This is a genomic window from Kribbella sp. CA-253562 (genome assembly GCF_050942265.1).
Lineage (GTDB): Bacteria > Actinomycetota > Actinomycetes > Propionibacteriales > Kribbellaceae > Kribbella.
Genome location: NZ_CP192049.1, coordinates 3,326,183 through 3,343,279 on the forward strand (window position 1 = coordinate 3,326,183; position 17,097 = coordinate 3,343,279).

Below are 17,097 nucleotides of genomic sequence, written 5' to 3' on the forward strand. Positions count from 1 at the left end.
TCAGGGGGAATCGCATGGCGCTACGCCGCACGCCGTTGGTCGTTGTCCTGCTTGCCCTGCTCGCCTCGGTCCTGACCATCGGGACCGAGCGGGCCGCGGACGCCGTACAGCTGCCACAGTCAACGATCGTGAGCGCGGACCCGGTCGACTGGACGCCGCACGCCCTCAACGGTGAGGTGCACGCGCTGATCCAGGTCGGCAACCGGGTGATCGTCGGCGGCACCTTCACCACGATCCGGTCCGCGACCAGCTCGGCGCAGATCAGCCGCCGGTCGATCTTCGCCTACAACGCGACGACCGGTGCTCTCGACAGCACCTTCCTGCCGACCGTCAACGGGTCGGTGGACACCCTGGTGGCGAGTGCCGACGGCCAGTCGGTGTATCTCGGCGGCAGCTTCACCACCGTGAACGGCACCAGCCAGCCCCGCCTCGCCCGGGTCAACCTGGCCAACGGCAGCCTGGTCACCACGTTCCGTCCGAGCGTCAACCGGCAGGTCTACGACATCAAGTTGTCGGGCGGCCGGCTGTACCTCGGTGGCCTGTTCACCGCGGTCGGCGGCCAGGCCCGGTCCGTGCTCGCGGCGGTGAACCCCGACACCGGTGCGGTCGACCCGTTCCTGAACGTCCCGTTCGCCGCCCCGGTCCGCGGCGCCGAACTGCAGGTCGACAAGTTCGACATCACCCCGGACGGCAGCAAGCTGGTGGCGATCGGCAACTTCTCCCTGGTCGGCGGCCAGCGGCGTGTGCAGATCGCGATGCTCGACCTGTCCGGTCCGGCGGCGAGCGTGCGCAACTGGCACACCGCACGCTTCGAGCCCGACTGCTCCGACCAGTTCTGGACCTACGTGCACGACATCGACATCTCGCCCGACGGCGCGTACTTCGTCGTCGTGACCACCGGCGGTACGCCGATGAACCGGCTCTGCGACTCGGCGTCGCGCTGGGAGACCGAGGCGGTCGGCAGCAACCTGCAGCCGTCGTGGGTCAACTACACCGGCGGCGACACGTTGTGGAGCGTCGGCATCACCGGCGTCGCGGTCTACATCGGTGGGCACCAGCGCTGGGTGAACAACCCGTTCGGCAGCAACTCCGCCGGCGCCGGCGCGGTCTCCCGCGAGGGCCTGGCCGCGCTGGACCCGCTCAACGGCCTGCCGTACTCGTGGAACCCGACCCGGACCCGCGGGGTCGGTGTCTTCGACCTGACGTCGGTCCCGGGCGGACTGCTGATGGGCAGCGACACCGACCGGACCGGCCAGAACTTCGAGTTCCACGGCCGCCTCGCGCTGTTCCCGAACTCACCGCTCACTCCGCCGCCGGGTTACACCGGCCAGCTGCCCGGTCCGGTCTACCGGCTCGGCAGCACCACCACGGTCCGCTCGTACGACGGAACGACGGCCGGCCCGGCCACCCCGGTGAACTCCGGCGCGACGAGTTTCGCCGGAGCCCGCGGCGCGGTGATGATCGACGGCTTGCTCTACACCGGGACGGCCGAGGGCACGCTCACCCGGCGCAGCTTCAACGGCAGCACATTCGGCCCGGCGAGCACCGTGAACCTGCGCGGGCTGACCGCGTTCGCCACCGACCTGCGCAACGTGACGGGCATGTTCTTCGCCAACGGCCGGCTGTTCTACACGGTGGCTGGCCAGTCGTCGCTGTTCTACCGGTACTTCACGCCGGAGAGCCAGATCGTCGGCGCCACCCGATTCGTTGCTGCGGGCAATATCACGGGCGTGAGCTGGAACCAGGTGTCGGGTATGTTCCTGTCCGGCAACCAGCTCTACTGGGCCACCAGCGGGGACGGCAACCTGCACCGGGTCAACTTCGCCGGCAACGTCCCGGTCGCGGGCACCGCGGTGGTGACCAGCGGACCGGGCATCGACGGCCAGGACTGGCGGTCGCAGGGCACGTTCCTGCTCGCCGGGACCGGGCCGGTGCCGAACATCCGCCCGTCGGCCGCCTGGACCGGGAGCTGCGACCTGCTCGAGTGCGAGTTCTCCGGTCTCGGCTCGAACGACCCCGACGGCAGCATCACGTCGTACGCGTGGGACTTCGGCGACGGCACCACCGCGACCGGACCGTCCCCGGTGCACTCGTACGCCGCGCCGGGTTCCTACACCGTGACGCTGACGGTGACCGACAACGAGTCGGCCACCGGAACGGACAGCCGGCCGCTGGCGGTCTCCGACGTGGCCAACCCGATCGAGTTCGTCGGGGCGAACGCGTCGAACCAGAACGCGCTGACGCACTCGGTGACCGTGCCGCCGACCACCAGCGCCGGGGACGGGTTGCTGCTGTTCTTCACCCAGAACACCACCGCGGCGCTGACCGGACCGACGGGGGTCACCGGCTGGTCGTTGCTGCGGACGGTGACCGGGTCGGGCTACGTGACCAGGGTCTGGCAGAAGGTTGCCGGGGCCAACGACGCGGGCCAGACCGTGTCGGTGAACCTGGCGTCGTACAGCAAGGCCGGGCTGACGGTCGCGGCGTACTCGGGCACGAGTTCGGCCGGACCGGTCGCCGCGTTCGAGTCCGCCAACGAGACGGTGACCCGGGCGGCGCACACCACGCCGGTGGTCACCAACAGCGTGCCGGGCGCCTGGCGGGTGTCGTACTGGGCGGACAAGTCGTCGGCCACCACCGCGTGGACCGCACCCGCGGGCGAGCAGGTGCGCAGTACGTCGTTCGGCTCGCCGAGCGGCCACATCTCGACCCTGCTCACCGACCGCGGCGCGGCGGTGCCGACCGGAGCGCAGGGCGGGCTGACCGCGACGGCCAGCAGTTCCAATTCGACGGCGAACATGTGGACCCTGCTGCTGAGTCCGCGATGATCCGGCCGGCACGCACTACGCTGGGGTCGGGAGGCTGATGGTGCCCATGACAACAATGGGGACAACGAAGAAGGGCAGGGCCATGGCCGGTGCGGCGACGCTCGCGCTGCTGCTGACCGCTGCCTGTGGATCGGCCGCGGGCGACGTGGGCGCCGACCAGGGCGGCGCGACCGATCCGCCGCCACAGCCGCAACTGCTGCTGACGTTCGACGACCAGCGGCCGGGTCCGGCGGCCGGGCGGGAGATCCGCGGCGACGGCGCCGCGGTGGCCACGATCGATCTGCTCAGCGTGAACAAGCCGACGACGGCGTACGAGGCCGGTCGCGACGGCGGCGTCGCGCTGCGGCTGCCGGCCTACGCGGGCACCGAGAAGGGGTCGTTCGCGGCGCTGCGGGTCGAGCCGGAGGAGTGGCTGTCGCCGGGATCGTCGGAGTTCACCTTCGGCGCCGACGTCCGGCTCGACGGCAACTCCAGCGGCAGCCCGGTCGACAACGGCGACAACGTGCTGCAGCGCGGGCTGTTCGCCGACTCGGCGCAGTTCAAGATCCAGGTCGACCGGGCCCGCCCGTCCTGCGTGGTGCGCGGCACCGACGGGTCGGTGGTGGTGAAGTCCAAGCCGGCCCTCAACCCGGCCCGCTGGTACCGGCTGTCCTGTCACCGGCTGGACAACACCGTGACGCTCACGGTCACCGACCTGACCACCGGCTCCGCGCCGGCCACGGTGAGCAAGACCGGGGCGATCGGCTCGCTCGACCTGATCGGCTCCGAACCGCTCGCGATCGGCGCCAAGATCGGCGAGGACGGCGAGATCGTGCGCTCGTCCACCGACCAGTTCAACGGCCGGATCGACAACGTCAGCTACCTGCGCAGCTGACGCCGCCGACGCCGATCAGCTGAAGACCTCCTCGATCAGCCGGTCGGTGGCCCGGCCGTCGTCCAGGTGGCAGTACCGTCGCCGGAAGGCCTCGTACGCCGGGCCGTACCGGCGGCGCAGCCCGTCGGCGTCGGCCAGCGCCGCGGTGAGTTCCTCCGCCGTCGTCACCAACGGACCCGGTGCCTCGTCCTCCAGGTCGAAGTAGAAGCCACGCAACTCGTCGCGGTAGTCGGCCAGGTCGTAGGTGTAGAAGATCATCGGCCGGCCGGTCACGGCGAAGTCGAACATCGTCGACGAGTAGTCGGTGATCATCACGTCCGCGGCCAGGTACAGCGCCTGGATGTCCGGGTGGTCGCTCACGTCGATCACCCGCGGGTGCCGGGGCACCGGCGAGGACGCCGCGACCAGGTGATGGAACCGGAACAGCAGGACGGTGTCGTCGGGCAGACCGCCGAGCACCTGCTCGACCTCGGCGGCCAGCGGGTTCGGCTTGGCGGAGCCGGTCAGCGCGTCGTCGCGCCAGGTCGGCGTGTAGAGCACGGCCCGGGTCGACGGCGCCAGTCCGAGCTCGGCCCGGACCTTCTCCCGCAGGTCGTCCGCGTTCGGCCCGGACAGCACGTCGTTGCGCGGGTAGCCGATCTCCAGCACCGAGCCGGGATAGCGGAACGCCTGCCGCAGCTTGGCGGTGGAGAAGTGGTTCGGGGAGACCAGGTGGTCCCACCGGCGCACGTCCTTGGCCAGCCGGCGTGAGTAGACGTCCGCGCCGTCGTACTTGGCGTCGGGCACGTCGAAGCCGATCCGTTTCAGCGGCGTACCGTGCCACAGTTGCAAGTAGGTCGTCCGCCGGGTCTTCAGCGGGTAGCGCGGCATCATGTCGTTGGACAGGAAGTACCGCGCCGAGGCGATCCGGAGGAAGTACGCCGGGGTGTTGCGGACCACGCGTTCGACATCGTCGGGCAGCTGGACGTCGGTGTCCGACACGACCCAGATCCGGCGCAGGTCGGGCCGCAGCTCGCCGAGCCGCTCCGACACCGCCCGCGGGCTGTCGGAGTACTTGCCTCGCCAGCTCTCGAAAACCACCGTCTCGCGGCTCATCGCCGGCTCCCTCCTGATTGTTCGCGGACCCGGTCCGCTGGATCGTCGGACTGCTCGCCGGGCCGGGACCGCCTGGCCAGCAAGGGAAAGCCGTGCCGGCGGCGGATCAGCATCCACAGCGGCGGCGCGATCAGCGCCGTACCGGCCAGGACCGCTCCGGTCTCCGCGTTCGGTACGCCGAGCAGCTTCAGCGCGGACGCCAGCAGCACGAAAGCCAAGGCGCGCCGGATCAGCCCACCAGGAGCCCGCGACGAGATCCGCGCGCCGAGCCAGACGCCGGGGACGCAGCCGACCAGCATGGCCACGGTGAGGTCGAGCTCGAAGTCGCCGAACAGCAGGTGACCGAGAGCGGCCGACGCCACCAGTGGAACGGCCTGGAGCAGATCGGTACCGACCAGCTCGCTCGCCTTGAGACCTGGGTAGAGGGCCATCAGCGCGATGATGACCAGTGAGCCGGAGCCGACCGAGGTCATCCCGACGACGAGCCCGCCGATCACTCCGACCAGCACGGTCGGCAGCGGACGGGCACTGACGCGCGGCCGGCCCTGGGGGAGTGGAGGCAGCAGACCGTCCCGCTTGCGCGCCCGCTCGGCCAGCCGGATGTAGGCCCGCACGGTGAGGCCCGCCGCGGCGATCAGCAGCGCGATCCCGAGTGCGCGCTGGATGATCTGCTGGACGTCCTCACCGTCGCCGAGCGAACGTGCGATCAGAACGCCGGCGAACGCGGCCGGGATCGAGCCGACGCACAACCAGCCGACCAGTTTGAGGTGCACGGTGCCGCGGCGCAGATGGACGGCCGCGCCGACCGGCTTCATCACCGCACTGGCCACCAGGTCGCTGGACACGGCGGTCAGCGGCGGGACGCCGAAGAACAGGACGAGCACGGGCGTCATCAGCGCGCCGCCGCCCATTCCGGTCAGCCCGACCACCACCCCGACGCCGAACGCGGCAGCCGCGAGTGCGAAGTCCATGGTCAGCCGCCGGTGACCGGACCGGCCGGTGCCGGTCCTGGCGTGGGATCGGGCTGCGCCGAGGGGATCCAGCCGCCCGCGGCGAGATACCCGGTGAGCTCGGCGAGCGACTCGGCCAGCGAGACCGAGGAGGTGTCCAGGCGCAGTTCGGCGTCGTGCGGTTCGTCGTACGGGTCGCTGATGCCGGTGAACTGCGTGACCACGCCGGCCCTGGCCTTGCGGTACAGGCCCTTGGTGTCGCGCCGCTCGCACTCGGCCAACGGGGTCGCCACGTGCACGAGCACCAGGTCGCCGACTGCCTCGACCATCGAGCGGACGGCCGCCCGGCTGTCGGCGTAAGGCGCGATCGGTGCGCAGACGGCGATGCCGCCGTGCCGGGCCACCTCGGCGGCGACGAAACCGATGCGGCGCACGTTGAGGTCGCGGCCGGCCCGGTCGAACCCGAGGCCTGACGACAGCATCCGCCGGACGACGTCGCCGTCGAGCAACGTGACGGCGCGACCGGCCCGGCTGGTCAACTGCTCGGTGAGTGCCTTGGCCAGCGTCGACTTGCCCGAACCCGACAATCCGGTGAAGAAGACGACCAGTCCGCGCTCCCGCCGCGGCGGCCGCCAGCGGGTCAGCGTCGGCAGGACCTGATCCAGCACCGGGTCGTCGACGTGCGCAGCGGCGTCGGTCGCCTCCTGCACGCGGTGCAGCGCCTCCGCCCACACCTCGTCCCCGGCGCGGTGTTCGCCACCGCGGGTTTCCGCCGCGGGCCGCAGCCTCAGCAGTCGAGTGGCGTCGAGGCCGATGGCAACAGCCGAAGCCAGCGCCTCATCCGACGCGTTGCCACGCCAACTCACCGGCAAAGCGATCGAGGCGAAGTGCTCCCGCAGAGCCTGACCGAGGCAGTCACGCAACGTGGTCGCCGGTACGCCGTCCGGCGTCGCGCCGGCGGCCGGCAGCACCACGACGACGTCGTCGATCCCGTGTTCGTCGAGCTCCCGCAGATCCGGCGACGTGACCGGCCGCTGCGGCACGACAACCACGCGCCCGGGCCCCGATCGCGCCGGGAACCCGAGCGGCTCGACGTCGACCAGGCGTCCCTCGATCCAGCCACCCGACTCGGGCGCGACCAGGTCGGTCAGCCCGGCGACCGGCGTGGACTCGCTGTCCGCGATCGTCACCGCTCCGGCGGCCAGCGCGCGGGCGGTTTCGTCCACGGTCGCGGGAATCCGCACCCGCCCCGGCGACGGTGGCTCACCCACGACGTCGTCACCCAGAACGGCGAACGGCACACCGATCCCGTACCCGGCCAGGCACAGATCGGCCAGCACTCGCTCACCTGGGCAGATCACCGGCATCCCCGCCCGCGCAGGCCGATCCGCACGGATCGGCGGTGGTTCGCGGTCCGCGGGCAGCGATGCGTGTCTGACGTCTTCCAGCACAACAGCCCCCCAGCTGTGAAAACCGGCCCGGACTCTGTCGCCGGTCGGCCGTCCCCTGACTTCCCCCCGGTGACACAAGGTCACCGGGGCCAGTCTCGCCTATTCCGTGCCCCGGCGCCAGCAGTCCACAGCCTCCGGCGTGACCGACCCGATTTCTGTAGACTGTGCGTTCCCGCTCGGCTACGGGCTGTATGGCGTGGCGAATTGACACGTCCGTCAGCAGCCCTGCAAACTGCCCGACGGCGGGGTGCACAGCTGCCATGGGGCAGCTTGAGACGAGGGGCCGGTGTGAGCGGAGGCAATCGCGTGCCCGCGGAGCCACGCGAGGCCGCGCCCGCGGGCGTTCCGATCGCCGGGATGCTGCCGGAGCAGACATTGTCGTCCCAGGGCCCGGTGCGGACCGCGGTGGTGCAGGGCTCGATGGCCACGGTCGCGGTCGAGCCGAGTGGGATCGACGGTTCGGGACCGCTCTGGGTCGTTCCCCACGAGGTGCCCGCGATCGTTCCGCGGTCGTCGCGGTCGACCGAGCCGCGCTGGATCGGCGTCTACCGCTGGGCCGCCCTCGGCGGAGACCTGCTGGCCGCCGTGATCGGGATCTCGATCGCGCTGCTGACCAGGTTCGGCTACGAGGTGGGCGGCGCCTACCTGGTGATCAGCAGTCTGCTGCCGCTGGCCTGGGTGACCGCGGTGGCGTTGTCGAAGGGCTACGACGCGCGGTACTACGGCGCCGGCCCGGAAGAGCTTCGGTCACTGTTGCGCGCCGGTGTCGGCCTGACCGCCGCGATCGCGATCCTGTCGTACGCGACGAAGAGCGAGATCGCCCGCGGGTTCGTCGTCCTGGCGATTCCGGTGACCGTGCTGGCCGCGCTGGTGCTGCGGTACGCACTGCGCAAGGACCTGCACCGGCATCGCCTGCGCGGCCGCTGCATGCACCGGGTGCTTGTGGTCGGCCGCACCGATCCGGCCGCGACACTGTGCGAGCACCTCGAGAGCCGTCCCTCCGACGGGTACCGGGTGGTCGCGACCTGCCGGCCGCGGGGGACCGGCCGCCAGACCGGGCCGCTGCGGCCCGACGAGCTGGACGAGGCCGACATCCTGGCCGCGGTGGACCGGCATGCCGTGGAGGTGGTGGCGGTCGCGACGGATCCGGAGCTGGCGGGTCAGTCGTTGCGGCGACTGTCGTGGGCGCTGGAGCAGCGTGGTGTCGAGTTGATCGTGTCGCCGGGCATCATCGAGGTGGCGGGTCCGCGGATCTCGATCCGCCCGGTGGCCGGGTTGTCGTTGCTGCACTTGGAGCGGCCGTCGGTCAGCGGCGGTCCGCACCTGTTCAAGGCGGTCTTCGATCGCGTCGTCGCCCTGGCCATCATCGTCGGACTCGCACCGCTGCTGATCGGTCTGGCGCTGGCCGTGAAGGTGTCCAGCCGCGGCCCGGTGCTGTTCCACCAGCGACGGGTCGGCCGCGCGGGCGCGGAGTTCACGATGCTGAAGTTCCGCAGCATGTACGCCGACGCCGAGCAGCGGCTCGGTGACCTCTACGCGTTGAGCGACGGCAACGGCGTGGTCTTCAAGATGCGCGACGACCCGCGGATGACCCCGCTCGGCCGGTGGATCCGCCGGTTCTCCCTCGACGAGCTGCCGCAGCTGTTCAATGTGCTGCGTGGCGAGATGTCGCTGGTCGGGCCGCGGCCACCGCTGGCCGAGGAGGTCGCCCTCTACGCCGCCGACGACTCCCGCCGGATGCTGGTCAAACCAGGCATGACAGGGTTGTGGCAGGTGAGCGGTCGCAGTGATCTGTCCTGGGACGAATCGGTCCGGCTCGACCTGCGCTACGTCGACAACTGGTCGATGACGCTGGACCTGCTCATCCTCTGGAAGACGCTGCGCGCGGTGTTCTACGGTTCAGGAGCTTATTGATGACGATCGACCCCCGGTCGCCGGTCTACGTCGCGGGGCACCGCGGACTCGTCGGATCGGCGATCTGGCGCCGGTTGGAGCAGGCCGGGTTCAGTCAGCTGATCGGCGCGACCTCCGCCGAGCTCGACCTGCGCGACCGCGCGGCGACGACGGCGTTCCTGGCCGAGCACCGCCCGGCCGTGGTGATCGACGCGGCCGCCCGGGTGGGCGGCATCCTGGCCAACCGCGACCACCCGACCGAGTTCCTCAGCGACAACCTGCGGATCCAGGTCAACCTGATGGACGCGGCGCTGGAGGTCCGGGTGCCGCGGCTGCTGTTCCTCGGCTCGTCGTGCATCTACCCCAAGTACGCCGACCAGCCGATCCGCGAGTCCAGCCTGCTCACCGGTGAGCTCGAGCCGACCAACGACGCGTACGCGATCGCCAAGATCGCCGGCATCATGCAGGTCCAGGCCGTGCGCCGCCAGTACGGGCTGTCCTGGATCTCCGCGATGCCGACCAACCTGTACGGACCGAACGACAACTTCGACCCGGCCAGCTCGCACGTGCTGCCCGCGCTGATCCGCCGGTTCCACGAGGCGAAGGTGTCCCAGGCGCCCGAGGTGGTGCTGTGGGGCAGCGGGACGCCGCGGCGCGAGTTCCTGCACGTGGACGACCTGGCCGACGCGTGCGTGCACCTGCTCGACCACTACGACGAGCCGGAGCCGATCAACGTCGGTGTCGGCACCGACGTGACGATCCGCGAGCTGGCCGAGCTGGTCGCGCAGGTGGTCGGCTATACCGGTGCCATCAGCAACGATCTGACCAAGCCGGACGGCACCCCCCGCAAGCTGCTCGACGTGAGCCGGCTGCGGGCTCTGGGCTGGAAGCCGTCCATCGATCTCGACGAGGGTGTGGCCGCCACCTACGCCTGGTATCTGGAGCAGCAGGCATGAAGAAGGCGTTCATCACCGGGATCACCGGTCAGGACGGGTCCTACCTGGCCGAGCTGCTGCTCGCCAAGGGGTACGAGGTGCACGGCCTGATCCGTCGCGCCAGCACGTTCAACACCCGCCGGATCGACCACCTGTACACCGATCCGCACGAACCGGACAAGCGGCTGTTCCTGCACTACGGCGACCTGACCGACGGCTCGCGACTGGTCACGTTGCTGGCGTCGATCCAGCCCGACGAGGTCTACCACCTGGCCGCGCAGAGCCACGTCCGGGTGAGTTTCGACGAGCCGGAGTACACCGGTGACACCACCGGGATGGGCACGACCCGGCTGCTCGAGGCGATCCGGATGATCGGGCTGGACTGCCGGTTCTACCAGGCCAGCTCGTCGGAGATGTTCGGCGCGACGCCGCCGCCGCAGAGCGAGCTGACCCCGTTCTACCCGCGGTCGCCGTACGGCGCGGCGAAGCTGTACGGGTACTGGATGACGCGGAACTACCGCGAGGCCTACGACATGTTCGCGGTGAACGGCATCCTGTTCAACCACGAGAGCCCGCGGCGCGGCGAGACGTTCGTGACGCGCAAGATCACCCGGGCGGTGGCGCGGATCAAGCTCGGCCTGGAGAAGCGGCTGTACCTGGGCAACCTGGACGCCTGCCGGGACTGGGGCTACGCGCCGGAGTACGTCGAGGGCATGTGGCGGATGCTGCAGCACGACGAACCGAGCGACTACGTGGTCGCCACCGGTACGTCGTACTCGGTGCGGGACTTCGTCGAGCTGTCGTTCCAGCACGCGGGCCTGGACTGGGAGGCGCACGTCGACCACGACCAGCGCTACGAGCGCCCCACCGAGGTGGACTCGCTGATCGGCGACGCGTCCAAGGCGCAGGCCGAGCTGGGCTGGAAGGCACAGGTGCACGTGCCCGAGCTGGTGCGCATCATGGTCGACGCCGACCTGGCGGCCCTGACCGAGCAGGCGAACGCATGAGTGTGGAAGAAACGGAGACGGCCACCAGCACCAGCGGTGCGAGCAACGGCTGGGACCAGCGCGTCGACGTGCTCGGGATCCATGTCAGCGTCACCGACATGGACGACACCGTCGAGACGTTCGCCGGGTGGATCGCCGCCCGTGAGCGGCACCTGGTCTGTGTGGCGGACATGAACGCGCTGCTGCACGCCCGGGCCGACGCTGAGCTCACCGAGGTCTACAACACCTCCGGCCTGACGCTGGCCGACGGCATGCCGCTGGTCTGGGCCGGCAAGCGGGCCGGGTTCGACCGGATGGCCCGGGTCTGCGGGCCGGACCTGATCGAGCGGGTGATGGCCGAGGCGGCCGAGCGCGGCTGGTCGCAGTACTTCTACGGCGGCGCCGACGGCGTCGCCGAGCAGCTGCGGGACACCTTCGTCGCCAAGCACCCCTCGCTGTTCGTCGCGGGCACCTACTCCCCGCCGTACCGGGCGCTGTCGCCCGAGGAGGACGCGCAGATCGTCGAGAAGATCAACGCGGCCGGCCCGGACATCGTCTGGGTCGGGCTCGGCGCGCCGAAGCAGGAGCGCTGGATGGCCGAGCACCGCGACCGGCTGGACGCGGCGATCCTGATCGGCGTCGGCGCGGCGTTCGACTTCCACACCGGGCGGCTGGACCGGGCGCCGGTCTGGATGCAGAAGGCCGGGCTGGAGTGGAGCTACCGGCTCTACAAGGAACCGCGCCGGCTCTGGAAGCGCTACCTGCTCGGCATCCCGCGGTTCGTCGCCGGGATCGTGCTGCGGCCGCCGAAGCCGGTTTCTTGAAGCTCCCCAAGCTCAGCAAGCTCGCCGGACCGGCGGGCCGCGCCGGCTGGGGACTGGCGGACCAGGGGCTGTCCAGCCTGAGCAACCTGGCCGTCGGCGTGCTCGTCGCGCGCAGCAGCAGCGTCGCGGACTTCGGGGTCTACGCGCTCGCCTTCGGCGGCTACACGATCGCGCTCAACGTCTCCCGCGCGGTCGCGACCGAGCCGCTGGGTGTCCGGCACTCCGGTGCCCGCGCCCCGGGCTGGGAGAAGGCCGTGCGCTCCAGTACGGCGACCGCCCTGCTCGCCGGACTCGCGGCGCTGGTCGTCGGGCTGCTGATCGCGGCGTTCCCCGGCGTACCGTCGCCCGGGGTGCTGGTCGCGTTCGCGGTGACGATGCCCGGGCTGCTGCTGCAGGACGCGTGGCGCTGGGCCTTTTTCGTCGTGGGGGACGGTCGCCGGGCGTTCCTCAACGACCTGGTCTGGCTGATCGCGATGGCGGTGCTGTTCGGCGGGCTCTACCTGACCGGCGCGGCGTCGGCATTCTCGCTGACGTTGTGCTGGGGGCTGGGCGCGGTGATCGCCGCGGTGTTCGGGCGGTTCCAGAGCGGTCTGACGCCGCGCTTCCGGCTGGTCAGGCACTGGCTGAAGGCCAACCGCGACCTCACCCCCAAGTACGTCGGGGAGATGCTCGCGGTGAGCGGCACGATCCAGGTCTACATGCTCGGCATCACCGCGGCCGCCGGGATCGCGGCCGTCTCCGGCATCCGCGGCGCCCAGGTGCTGCTCGGCCCGGTGAACGTGCTGAACCAGGGGATCCGCGCGGTCGCCGTACCCGAGGCGGCTCGGGCGCTGAAACACTCGTACCGGCGGTTGTGGCGGGTGGGCCTGGTCATCTCGGCCGGAGTCGGCGCGGGCGCGTTGGCCTGGGGAGCGGTCTTCCTGTTGCTGCCTGAGTCGATCGGCCGGGCCCTGCTCGGTCCTGGCGTTTGGGCCGAAGCCAGCGCGGTCATGGTCCCGGTCATCCTGCTGCAGGCGCTCGGCGCCTCCAACGCCGGCGCCTTCGCCATCATGCGCGCGCTGGCCGCCGCGGGGCGCGGTCTGCGGGTCCGGCTGATCTCGTCGGTCGTGCTGATCAGCGCCGGCGTCACCGGCGCCGCCCTCAACGGCGCGCGAGGAGCTGCCTGGGGCCTGGCCGCCGCGGCCTTCTTCACCTTGCTCCTGTGGTGGCACGAGGCCCACCGAGCGCTTGCCGCCCACCGCGCGGCGGGTGAAGCAGAACGTGGTGGGCCCGCCGAAGCGGGACCCACCACGTCCGGGTTCTAGAGATTCGTTACTTCACGACCACCGTGGCCGACGTGGCGGACTTGACCACGTTGTGCCCGTCGAGGACCTCGACGCGGTAGTTGACCTGCTGCCCGCTCTTCACGCGCGTGTCGGTGTAGGTGACCAGCTGCGAGGCCTGCCACTTGTAGGTGTTGCGGTTCCAGGTCCCGACCAGCCGGGTGCCCTGGTAGACCTTGTAGGTCAGCGTGATGTTGTCCGGGTCGACGACGGTCCGGAAGGACAGCCCGACCTTGTTCGCGACCGGGCTGTTCGCCGCTGGGGCAGCCGGCGCAGGTGCCTTGGCGCCGCCGATCGCGTTGGTGAACCGGGTGATGCCCTGCTGGCCGGTCCCGTTCACCTTGAGGAAGTCGCCGCCGACCCACAGGTCGGTGCCGGTGGCGGCCATCGCCAGCGGACCCACCTTGGTCGAGCTGTTCGGGTCGGCGTCGGTGTTGGGGAACCAGGGACCGAGCTTGCCGGTCACCCCGCTGTGCACGAGCAGGTAGTGCGTGCCGGAGCCGTCCTTGAAGTAGCTCGGGTCGTCCGGGCTGCAGTTGTGCGCGTGCGAGCCCTTGTAGAGCCAGTTGCCGATCGCCTTGACCGCCTCGGTCGCGCCCAGGCACTTGCTCTGCCACAACAGCTTGCCGGTGGCAACATCGGCGGCCAGGATGCCGTCGTAGCAGCCGCTGCCGTCACCGCCGTTGGCGACGAACACCTTCGAGCCGTAGGTGTCGATGTCCTTGACCCGGGTGACGCACTTGCTGGTGGGCTCCGGGATCCAGGCCGCGGCCGGCATCGCGTACGGGATGCCGGTGCTGTTGTTCAGCGCGACCAGCGTGTTGTGGTGCTGGCCGCGGACGGTCGTGAACGGGCCGCCGGCGTACACCTTGGTGCCGTTGTCGGCGACGTCGATCGCGTAGACGTCGTCATCGGCGTTCGGGTTCCACGGCAGCAGTGCGCCGCTGTTCAGCGCGACCGCGGCCAGCCGGTTGCGCTCCACGCCGGAGACCCGGCCGAACGACCCACCGAAAAAGACGCTGTTGCCGTAGATCGCGACCGCCTTGACCCGGTAGTTGACCGAGGGCCGGAAGCTGCTCAGGGCGCCGGTGGCGGCGTTGAACATCGCGATCCGGTTGCGCGGCTGGCCGTTGACCGTGGTGAAGTCCCCACCGACCACGATCCACTTCTGGTCCAGCGACGTCGCGATGCTCCACACCGGACCGTTCAGCTTCGGCGCGAAGCTGGAGGCGTTGCCGCTGGTGCGGCTGAACGAGGCCAGGTACGTGCGCACCGCCTCGCCCTGCCCGGCCGGTTTGCCCGGCGGCCGGACCCGGGTGAACAGGCCCCCGACGAACACGTTGTTGCCTGCGATCGCGATCGCGTTCACCGGCGCGTTGGTCTGCCAGGAACTCTGTTTCACCGCGGAGACCGCCGTACCGAACCCGGGCGCGGCGGCGACCACCGGCGGACCGGCCGGGATCAGCGCCGCGGCCAGCACGGCCGCGGCGGTGACTACTACCAGAACTAACTTCTTCATCGATGTCCTCAGAAAGCGGGCGGGCCTGTCTGTTTCCAGCACGCGAAATCTAGCGGTGGTGGGAGATCATCCGGAAGGCGACCTCCCGCCGGCGTTATCACGTTGTGCTATAGCAGGCTGACTGTCCGCTCAGCGTGCGTCGTAGTGCGCCTGGACCTGTCCGGCGGTGAGCGCGTACGGATACACGGCCGCCTCGTCGATCGCCATCCCGGTCTGGGTGGCGCCGCCGCCGGACCAGTTGCTGGTGTTGTCGTAACCGATCCGCCACCAACCGTAGTACAGCGCGGCCGTCCCGACGCTCTGGCTGCCGGCCAACACGCCGTCGACGTACAGGCTCATCGTGCCGTTGGCGTAGGTGCCGACGACGTGGTGCCACTGGCTGTTGTTCTTGTTCGACGCGCTGGTGAGCACCCGCCGGGTGCCGTCGTTGACACCGAAGCTGATCGCGCCGCTGCTGCGCATGTAGAGCATCCGGTCCCCGCCGTCGGCGCTGTTGCCGGTCTTGGAGTTGCCGAAGCCGATGATCCGGCCACCGCGCAGCATGGTCTGCTTCACCCAGGCCTCGACGGTGAACTGCTGCGGCATGCTGTACGCCTTCTCGCCGACCATCCGGCCGGTGGAGCTGGTCGTGCCCGCCGTGTCGCCGGCGATCGCTCCCGAGGTGCCGAGCGTGATGCCGTTGTAGGTGCCGTTGTTGCTCTGGCCGGAGGAGTCCGCCGACGCGGTGGTGCCGACGGCCTCACCGAGCCGCCAGTACGCCTGCGGGCCGTCGGCCTTCAGCAGTTCGTCGTACGCCGTGGAGGTCGTGCTCGCGACCGTGATCGGGTCGGAGTAGTTGCCGCGCAGCGTCGTCGTACCGTCGGTCACCTCGACCCGGTAGTTGGTCACCTCGCCCGGCGTCGCCGCCGTGTCGGTGTAGTGCAGCCACGGCTTGTCCCACGGCGTCGACGTGGCGGTCCAGGTCGCGATCGTGGTGTTGCTGAAGCCCTTCAGCAGCCGGTAGGTCAGCGTGCTGTCGTCGTTGTCGACCACGGTCGGGAAGTGGATCTCCACCTGACCGGGCCGCACGCTGTACGGCGTCAGCTTCGCGGGCTTGGCCGGAGCCGCGCCCGGGCCGGTGCTGGTGAACCGGGTCAGGCCCTGCTGGCCGGTGCCGTTGCTGGTGGTGAAGTCGCCGCCGACCCACAGGTCGGAGCCGCCGGTGGCGAACGCCAGCGGGCCGACCTCGGTGGGCGGGCCGGCGTTGGTGTTCGGGAACCAGGGACCGATCGTGCCGTCGGTGAGCGACTCGGTCAGCAGGAAGCGGTAGCCGAAGCCCTGCGGGAAGCCGCCCGCGCCGTTGTAGGCGCAGTCGTGGGCGTGCGAGCCCTTGTAGAGCCAGCCGTTGACGACCTTGACGGCCTCGGTGGCGCCCAGGCACTGGTTCTTCCAGATCAGCGCACCGGTCGCGATGTCCGCGGCCCAGGTGCCGTCGAAGCAGCCGCCGCCGTCACCGCCGTTGCCGAAGTAGACCTTGTCGCCGCTGGCGTCGATCGCCTTCACCCGCGTGGTGCAGGAACCGTTCGGCGGCGGGACCGCCGAGGCGGCCGGGAACGGCAGGACCGCGCCGGTCACCGGGTCCAGGCTGGAGACCGTGTTCTGGTTGGTGCCGTTGACGGTGCTGAACTGACCACCGGCGTACAGCTTCGAGCCGTCGTCGGCCACGTCCACGGCGTACACGTCGCCGTTCACAGCCGGTGCCCACGGCAACAAGGTGCCGAGGTCGGCACTGACCGCGGCCAGCCGCAGCCGCTCGATGTTGTTGACCAGGCCGAACGAGCCGCCGAAGTACACGGTGTTGCCGGAGACCGCGATCGTCTTGACCCGGTACGACACCGACGGCTTGAAGGTGGTGACCAACTGGCCGGTGGCGGTGTCGAAGGCGGCGATCCGGTTGCGGGTCACGCCGTTGACCTGGGTGAAGTCGCCACCGACGTAGATCCGCGACCCGTCGGCCGACGCCGCGACGGCGTACACCTGGCCGTTCAGCACCGGGTTGAAGGCGGCCACCAGGTCGCCGGTGGTGGCGTCGAAGGCGGCCAGGTAGGCCTGCCCGACCTCGTTGGTGCCCAGCGGAGAGCCCGGCGGGCGGACGCTGGTGAACCGGCCGCCGGCGTACGCCTTGCCTGCCGCCACGGCGAGGCCCTGGACGCTGCCGTTGGTCTGCCAGACCGGACTGTGCTCGGCTGACAACGACGCGCTGATGCTCTGGGCCGGCGTCGGTGCCAGCATCCCGGTCAGCAGCACGCCGACCACTGCCAGGCGCGCGAACAGCCATCTCTTGTTCATACCGCGATGTCCCCCCTTGGACATGTACGCCGTGACGGCGCTGTGTGAAGTACTCGGTCCCCGGACCCCGGGACGAGAGTAGGGCATCAAGG

General features: G+C 70.5%; 12 protein-coding genes. 7 read left to right on the top strand and 5 right to left on the bottom strand.

The window, feature by feature from the left end:
* Positions 1–14: 14 nt before the first annotated feature.
* Both ACQPXM_RS15835 and ACQPXM_RS15840 read left to right on the top strand, forming a co-directional pair.
* Positions 15–2,828, top strand: coding sequence for a PKD domain-containing protein (locus tag ACQPXM_RS15835; RefSeq protein ID WP_432949219.1), 2,814 nt, complete (start codon positions 15–17; stop codon positions 2,826–2,828).
* 55 nt (positions 2,829–2,883) lie between these two features.
* Positions 2,884–3,702 (top strand): LamG domain-containing protein, encoded by an 819-nt coding sequence (locus ACQPXM_RS15840; protein WP_432949221.1) that lies wholly within the window; start codon positions 2,884–2,886, stop codon positions 3,700–3,702.
* 15 nt (positions 3,703–3,717) lie between these two features.
* On the opposite strand, the gene ACQPXM_RS15845 is transcribed toward ACQPXM_RS15840, so the two are convergent.
* From ACQPXM_RS15845 to cysC, 3 genes are read right to left on the bottom strand one after another with little or no spacing between them, the layout of a single operon-like run.
* Positions 3,718–4,797: a CDP-glycerol glycerophosphotransferase family protein gene (locus ACQPXM_RS15845; RefSeq protein WP_432949223.1), complete on the bottom strand. Its 1,080-nt coding sequence runs from the start codon at positions 4,795–4,797 to the stop codon at positions 3,718–3,720.
* Positions 4,794–5,768: a sulfite exporter TauE/SafE family protein gene (locus tag ACQPXM_RS15850; protein ID WP_432949225.1), complete on the bottom strand. Its 975-nt coding sequence runs from the start codon at positions 5,766–5,768 to the stop codon at positions 4,794–4,796. The genes ACQPXM_RS15845 and ACQPXM_RS15850 overlap by 4 nt, the downstream gene beginning before the upstream one ends.
* A gap of 2 nt (positions 5,769–5,770) precedes the next feature.
* A complete protein-coding gene (cysC, locus tag ACQPXM_RS15855; RefSeq protein ID WP_432949227.1) occupies positions 5,771–7,087 on the bottom strand; it encodes an adenylyl-sulfate kinase in 1,317 nt (438 codons plus the stop codon).
* Between the two features lie 417 nt (positions 7,088–7,504).
* On the opposite strand from cysC, the gene ACQPXM_RS15860 reads away from it, so the two are divergent.
* From ACQPXM_RS15860 to ACQPXM_RS15880, 5 genes are read left to right on the top strand one after another with little or no spacing between them, the layout of a single operon-like run.
* The gene (locus ACQPXM_RS15860) at positions 7,505–9,112 is read left to right on the top strand and encodes a sugar transferase (RefSeq protein ID WP_432949229.1); all 1,608 of its coding nucleotides are present in this window, start codon (positions 7,505–7,507) and stop codon (positions 9,110–9,112) included.
* On the top strand, positions 9,112–10,047 hold the full coding sequence (locus tag ACQPXM_RS15865; protein WP_432949231.1) for a GDP-L-fucose synthase family protein: 936 nt from the start codon (positions 9,112–9,114) through the stop codon (positions 10,045–10,047). The genes ACQPXM_RS15860 and ACQPXM_RS15865 overlap by 1 nt, the downstream gene beginning before the upstream one ends.
* Positions 10,044–11,033 (top strand): GDP-mannose 4,6-dehydratase, encoded by a 990-nt coding sequence (gene gmd, locus ACQPXM_RS15870; RefSeq protein WP_432949233.1) that lies wholly within the window; start codon positions 10,044–10,046, stop codon positions 11,031–11,033. The genes ACQPXM_RS15865 and gmd overlap by 4 nt, the downstream gene beginning before the upstream one ends.
* A complete protein-coding gene (locus ACQPXM_RS15875; protein ID WP_432949235.1) occupies positions 11,030–11,836 on the top strand; it encodes a WecB/TagA/CpsF family glycosyltransferase in 807 nt (268 codons plus the stop codon). Before gmd ends, ACQPXM_RS15875 begins: the two co-directional genes overlap by 4 nt.
* On the top strand, positions 11,833–13,140 hold the full coding sequence (locus ACQPXM_RS15880) for a hypothetical protein (RefSeq protein WP_432949237.1): 1,308 nt from the start codon (positions 11,833–11,835) through the stop codon (positions 13,138–13,140). Before ACQPXM_RS15875 ends, ACQPXM_RS15880 begins: the two co-directional genes overlap by 4 nt.
* Positions 13,141–13,147: 7 nt before the next feature.
* Here the strand turns inward: ACQPXM_RS15880 and ACQPXM_RS15885 are convergent, their stop codons facing one another.
* On the bottom strand, positions 13,148–14,677 hold the full coding sequence (locus ACQPXM_RS15885) for a fibronectin type III domain-containing protein (protein ID WP_432949238.1): 1,530 nt from the start codon (positions 14,675–14,677) through the stop codon (positions 13,148–13,150).
* Positions 14,678–14,806: 129 nt separating this feature from the next.
* Entirely contained in the window at positions 14,807–17,005 is a 2,199-nt protein-coding gene (locus tag ACQPXM_RS15890) for a LamG-like jellyroll fold domain-containing protein (RefSeq protein ID WP_432949240.1), read from the bottom strand.
* Between the last annotated feature and the right edge of the window lie 92 nt (positions 17,006–17,097).

Bases quoted from the DNA above. Each gene is read 5' to 3' on its own strand.
- gmd (WP_432949233.1), top strand. From the start codon at position 10,044: ATGAAGAAGGCGTTCATCACCGGGATCACCGGTCAGGACGGGTCCTAC.
- ACQPXM_RS15840 (WP_432949221.1), top strand. From the start codon at position 2,884: ATGGGGACAACGAAGAAGGGCAGGGCCATGGCCGGTGCGGCGACGCTC.
- ACQPXM_RS15835 (WP_432949219.1), top strand. From the start codon at position 15: ATGGCGCTACGCCGCACGCCGTTGGTCGTTGTCCTGCTTGCCCTGCTC.
- ACQPXM_RS15885 (WP_432949238.1), bottom strand. From the start codon at position 14,677: ATGAAGAAGTTAGTTCTGGTAGTAGTCACCGCCGCGGCCGTGCTGGCC.
- ACQPXM_RS15890 (WP_432949240.1), bottom strand. From the start codon at position 17,005: ATGAACAAGAGATGGCTGTTCGCGCGCCTGGCAGTGGTCGGCGTGCTG.
- ACQPXM_RS15875 (WP_432949235.1), top strand. From the start codon at position 11,030: ATGAGTGTGGAAGAAACGGAGACGGCCACCAGCACCAGCGGTGCGAGC.
- ACQPXM_RS15850 (WP_432949225.1), bottom strand. From the start codon at position 5,768: ATGGACTTCGCACTCGCGGCTGCCGCGTTCGGCGTCGGGGTGGTGGTC.
- ACQPXM_RS15845 (WP_432949223.1), bottom strand. From the start codon at position 4,797: ATGAGCCGCGAGACGGTGGTTTTCGAGAGCTGGCGAGGCAAGTACTCC.
- ACQPXM_RS15865 (WP_432949231.1), top strand. From the start codon at position 9,112: ATGACGATCGACCCCCGGTCGCCGGTCTACGTCGCGGGGCACCGCGGA.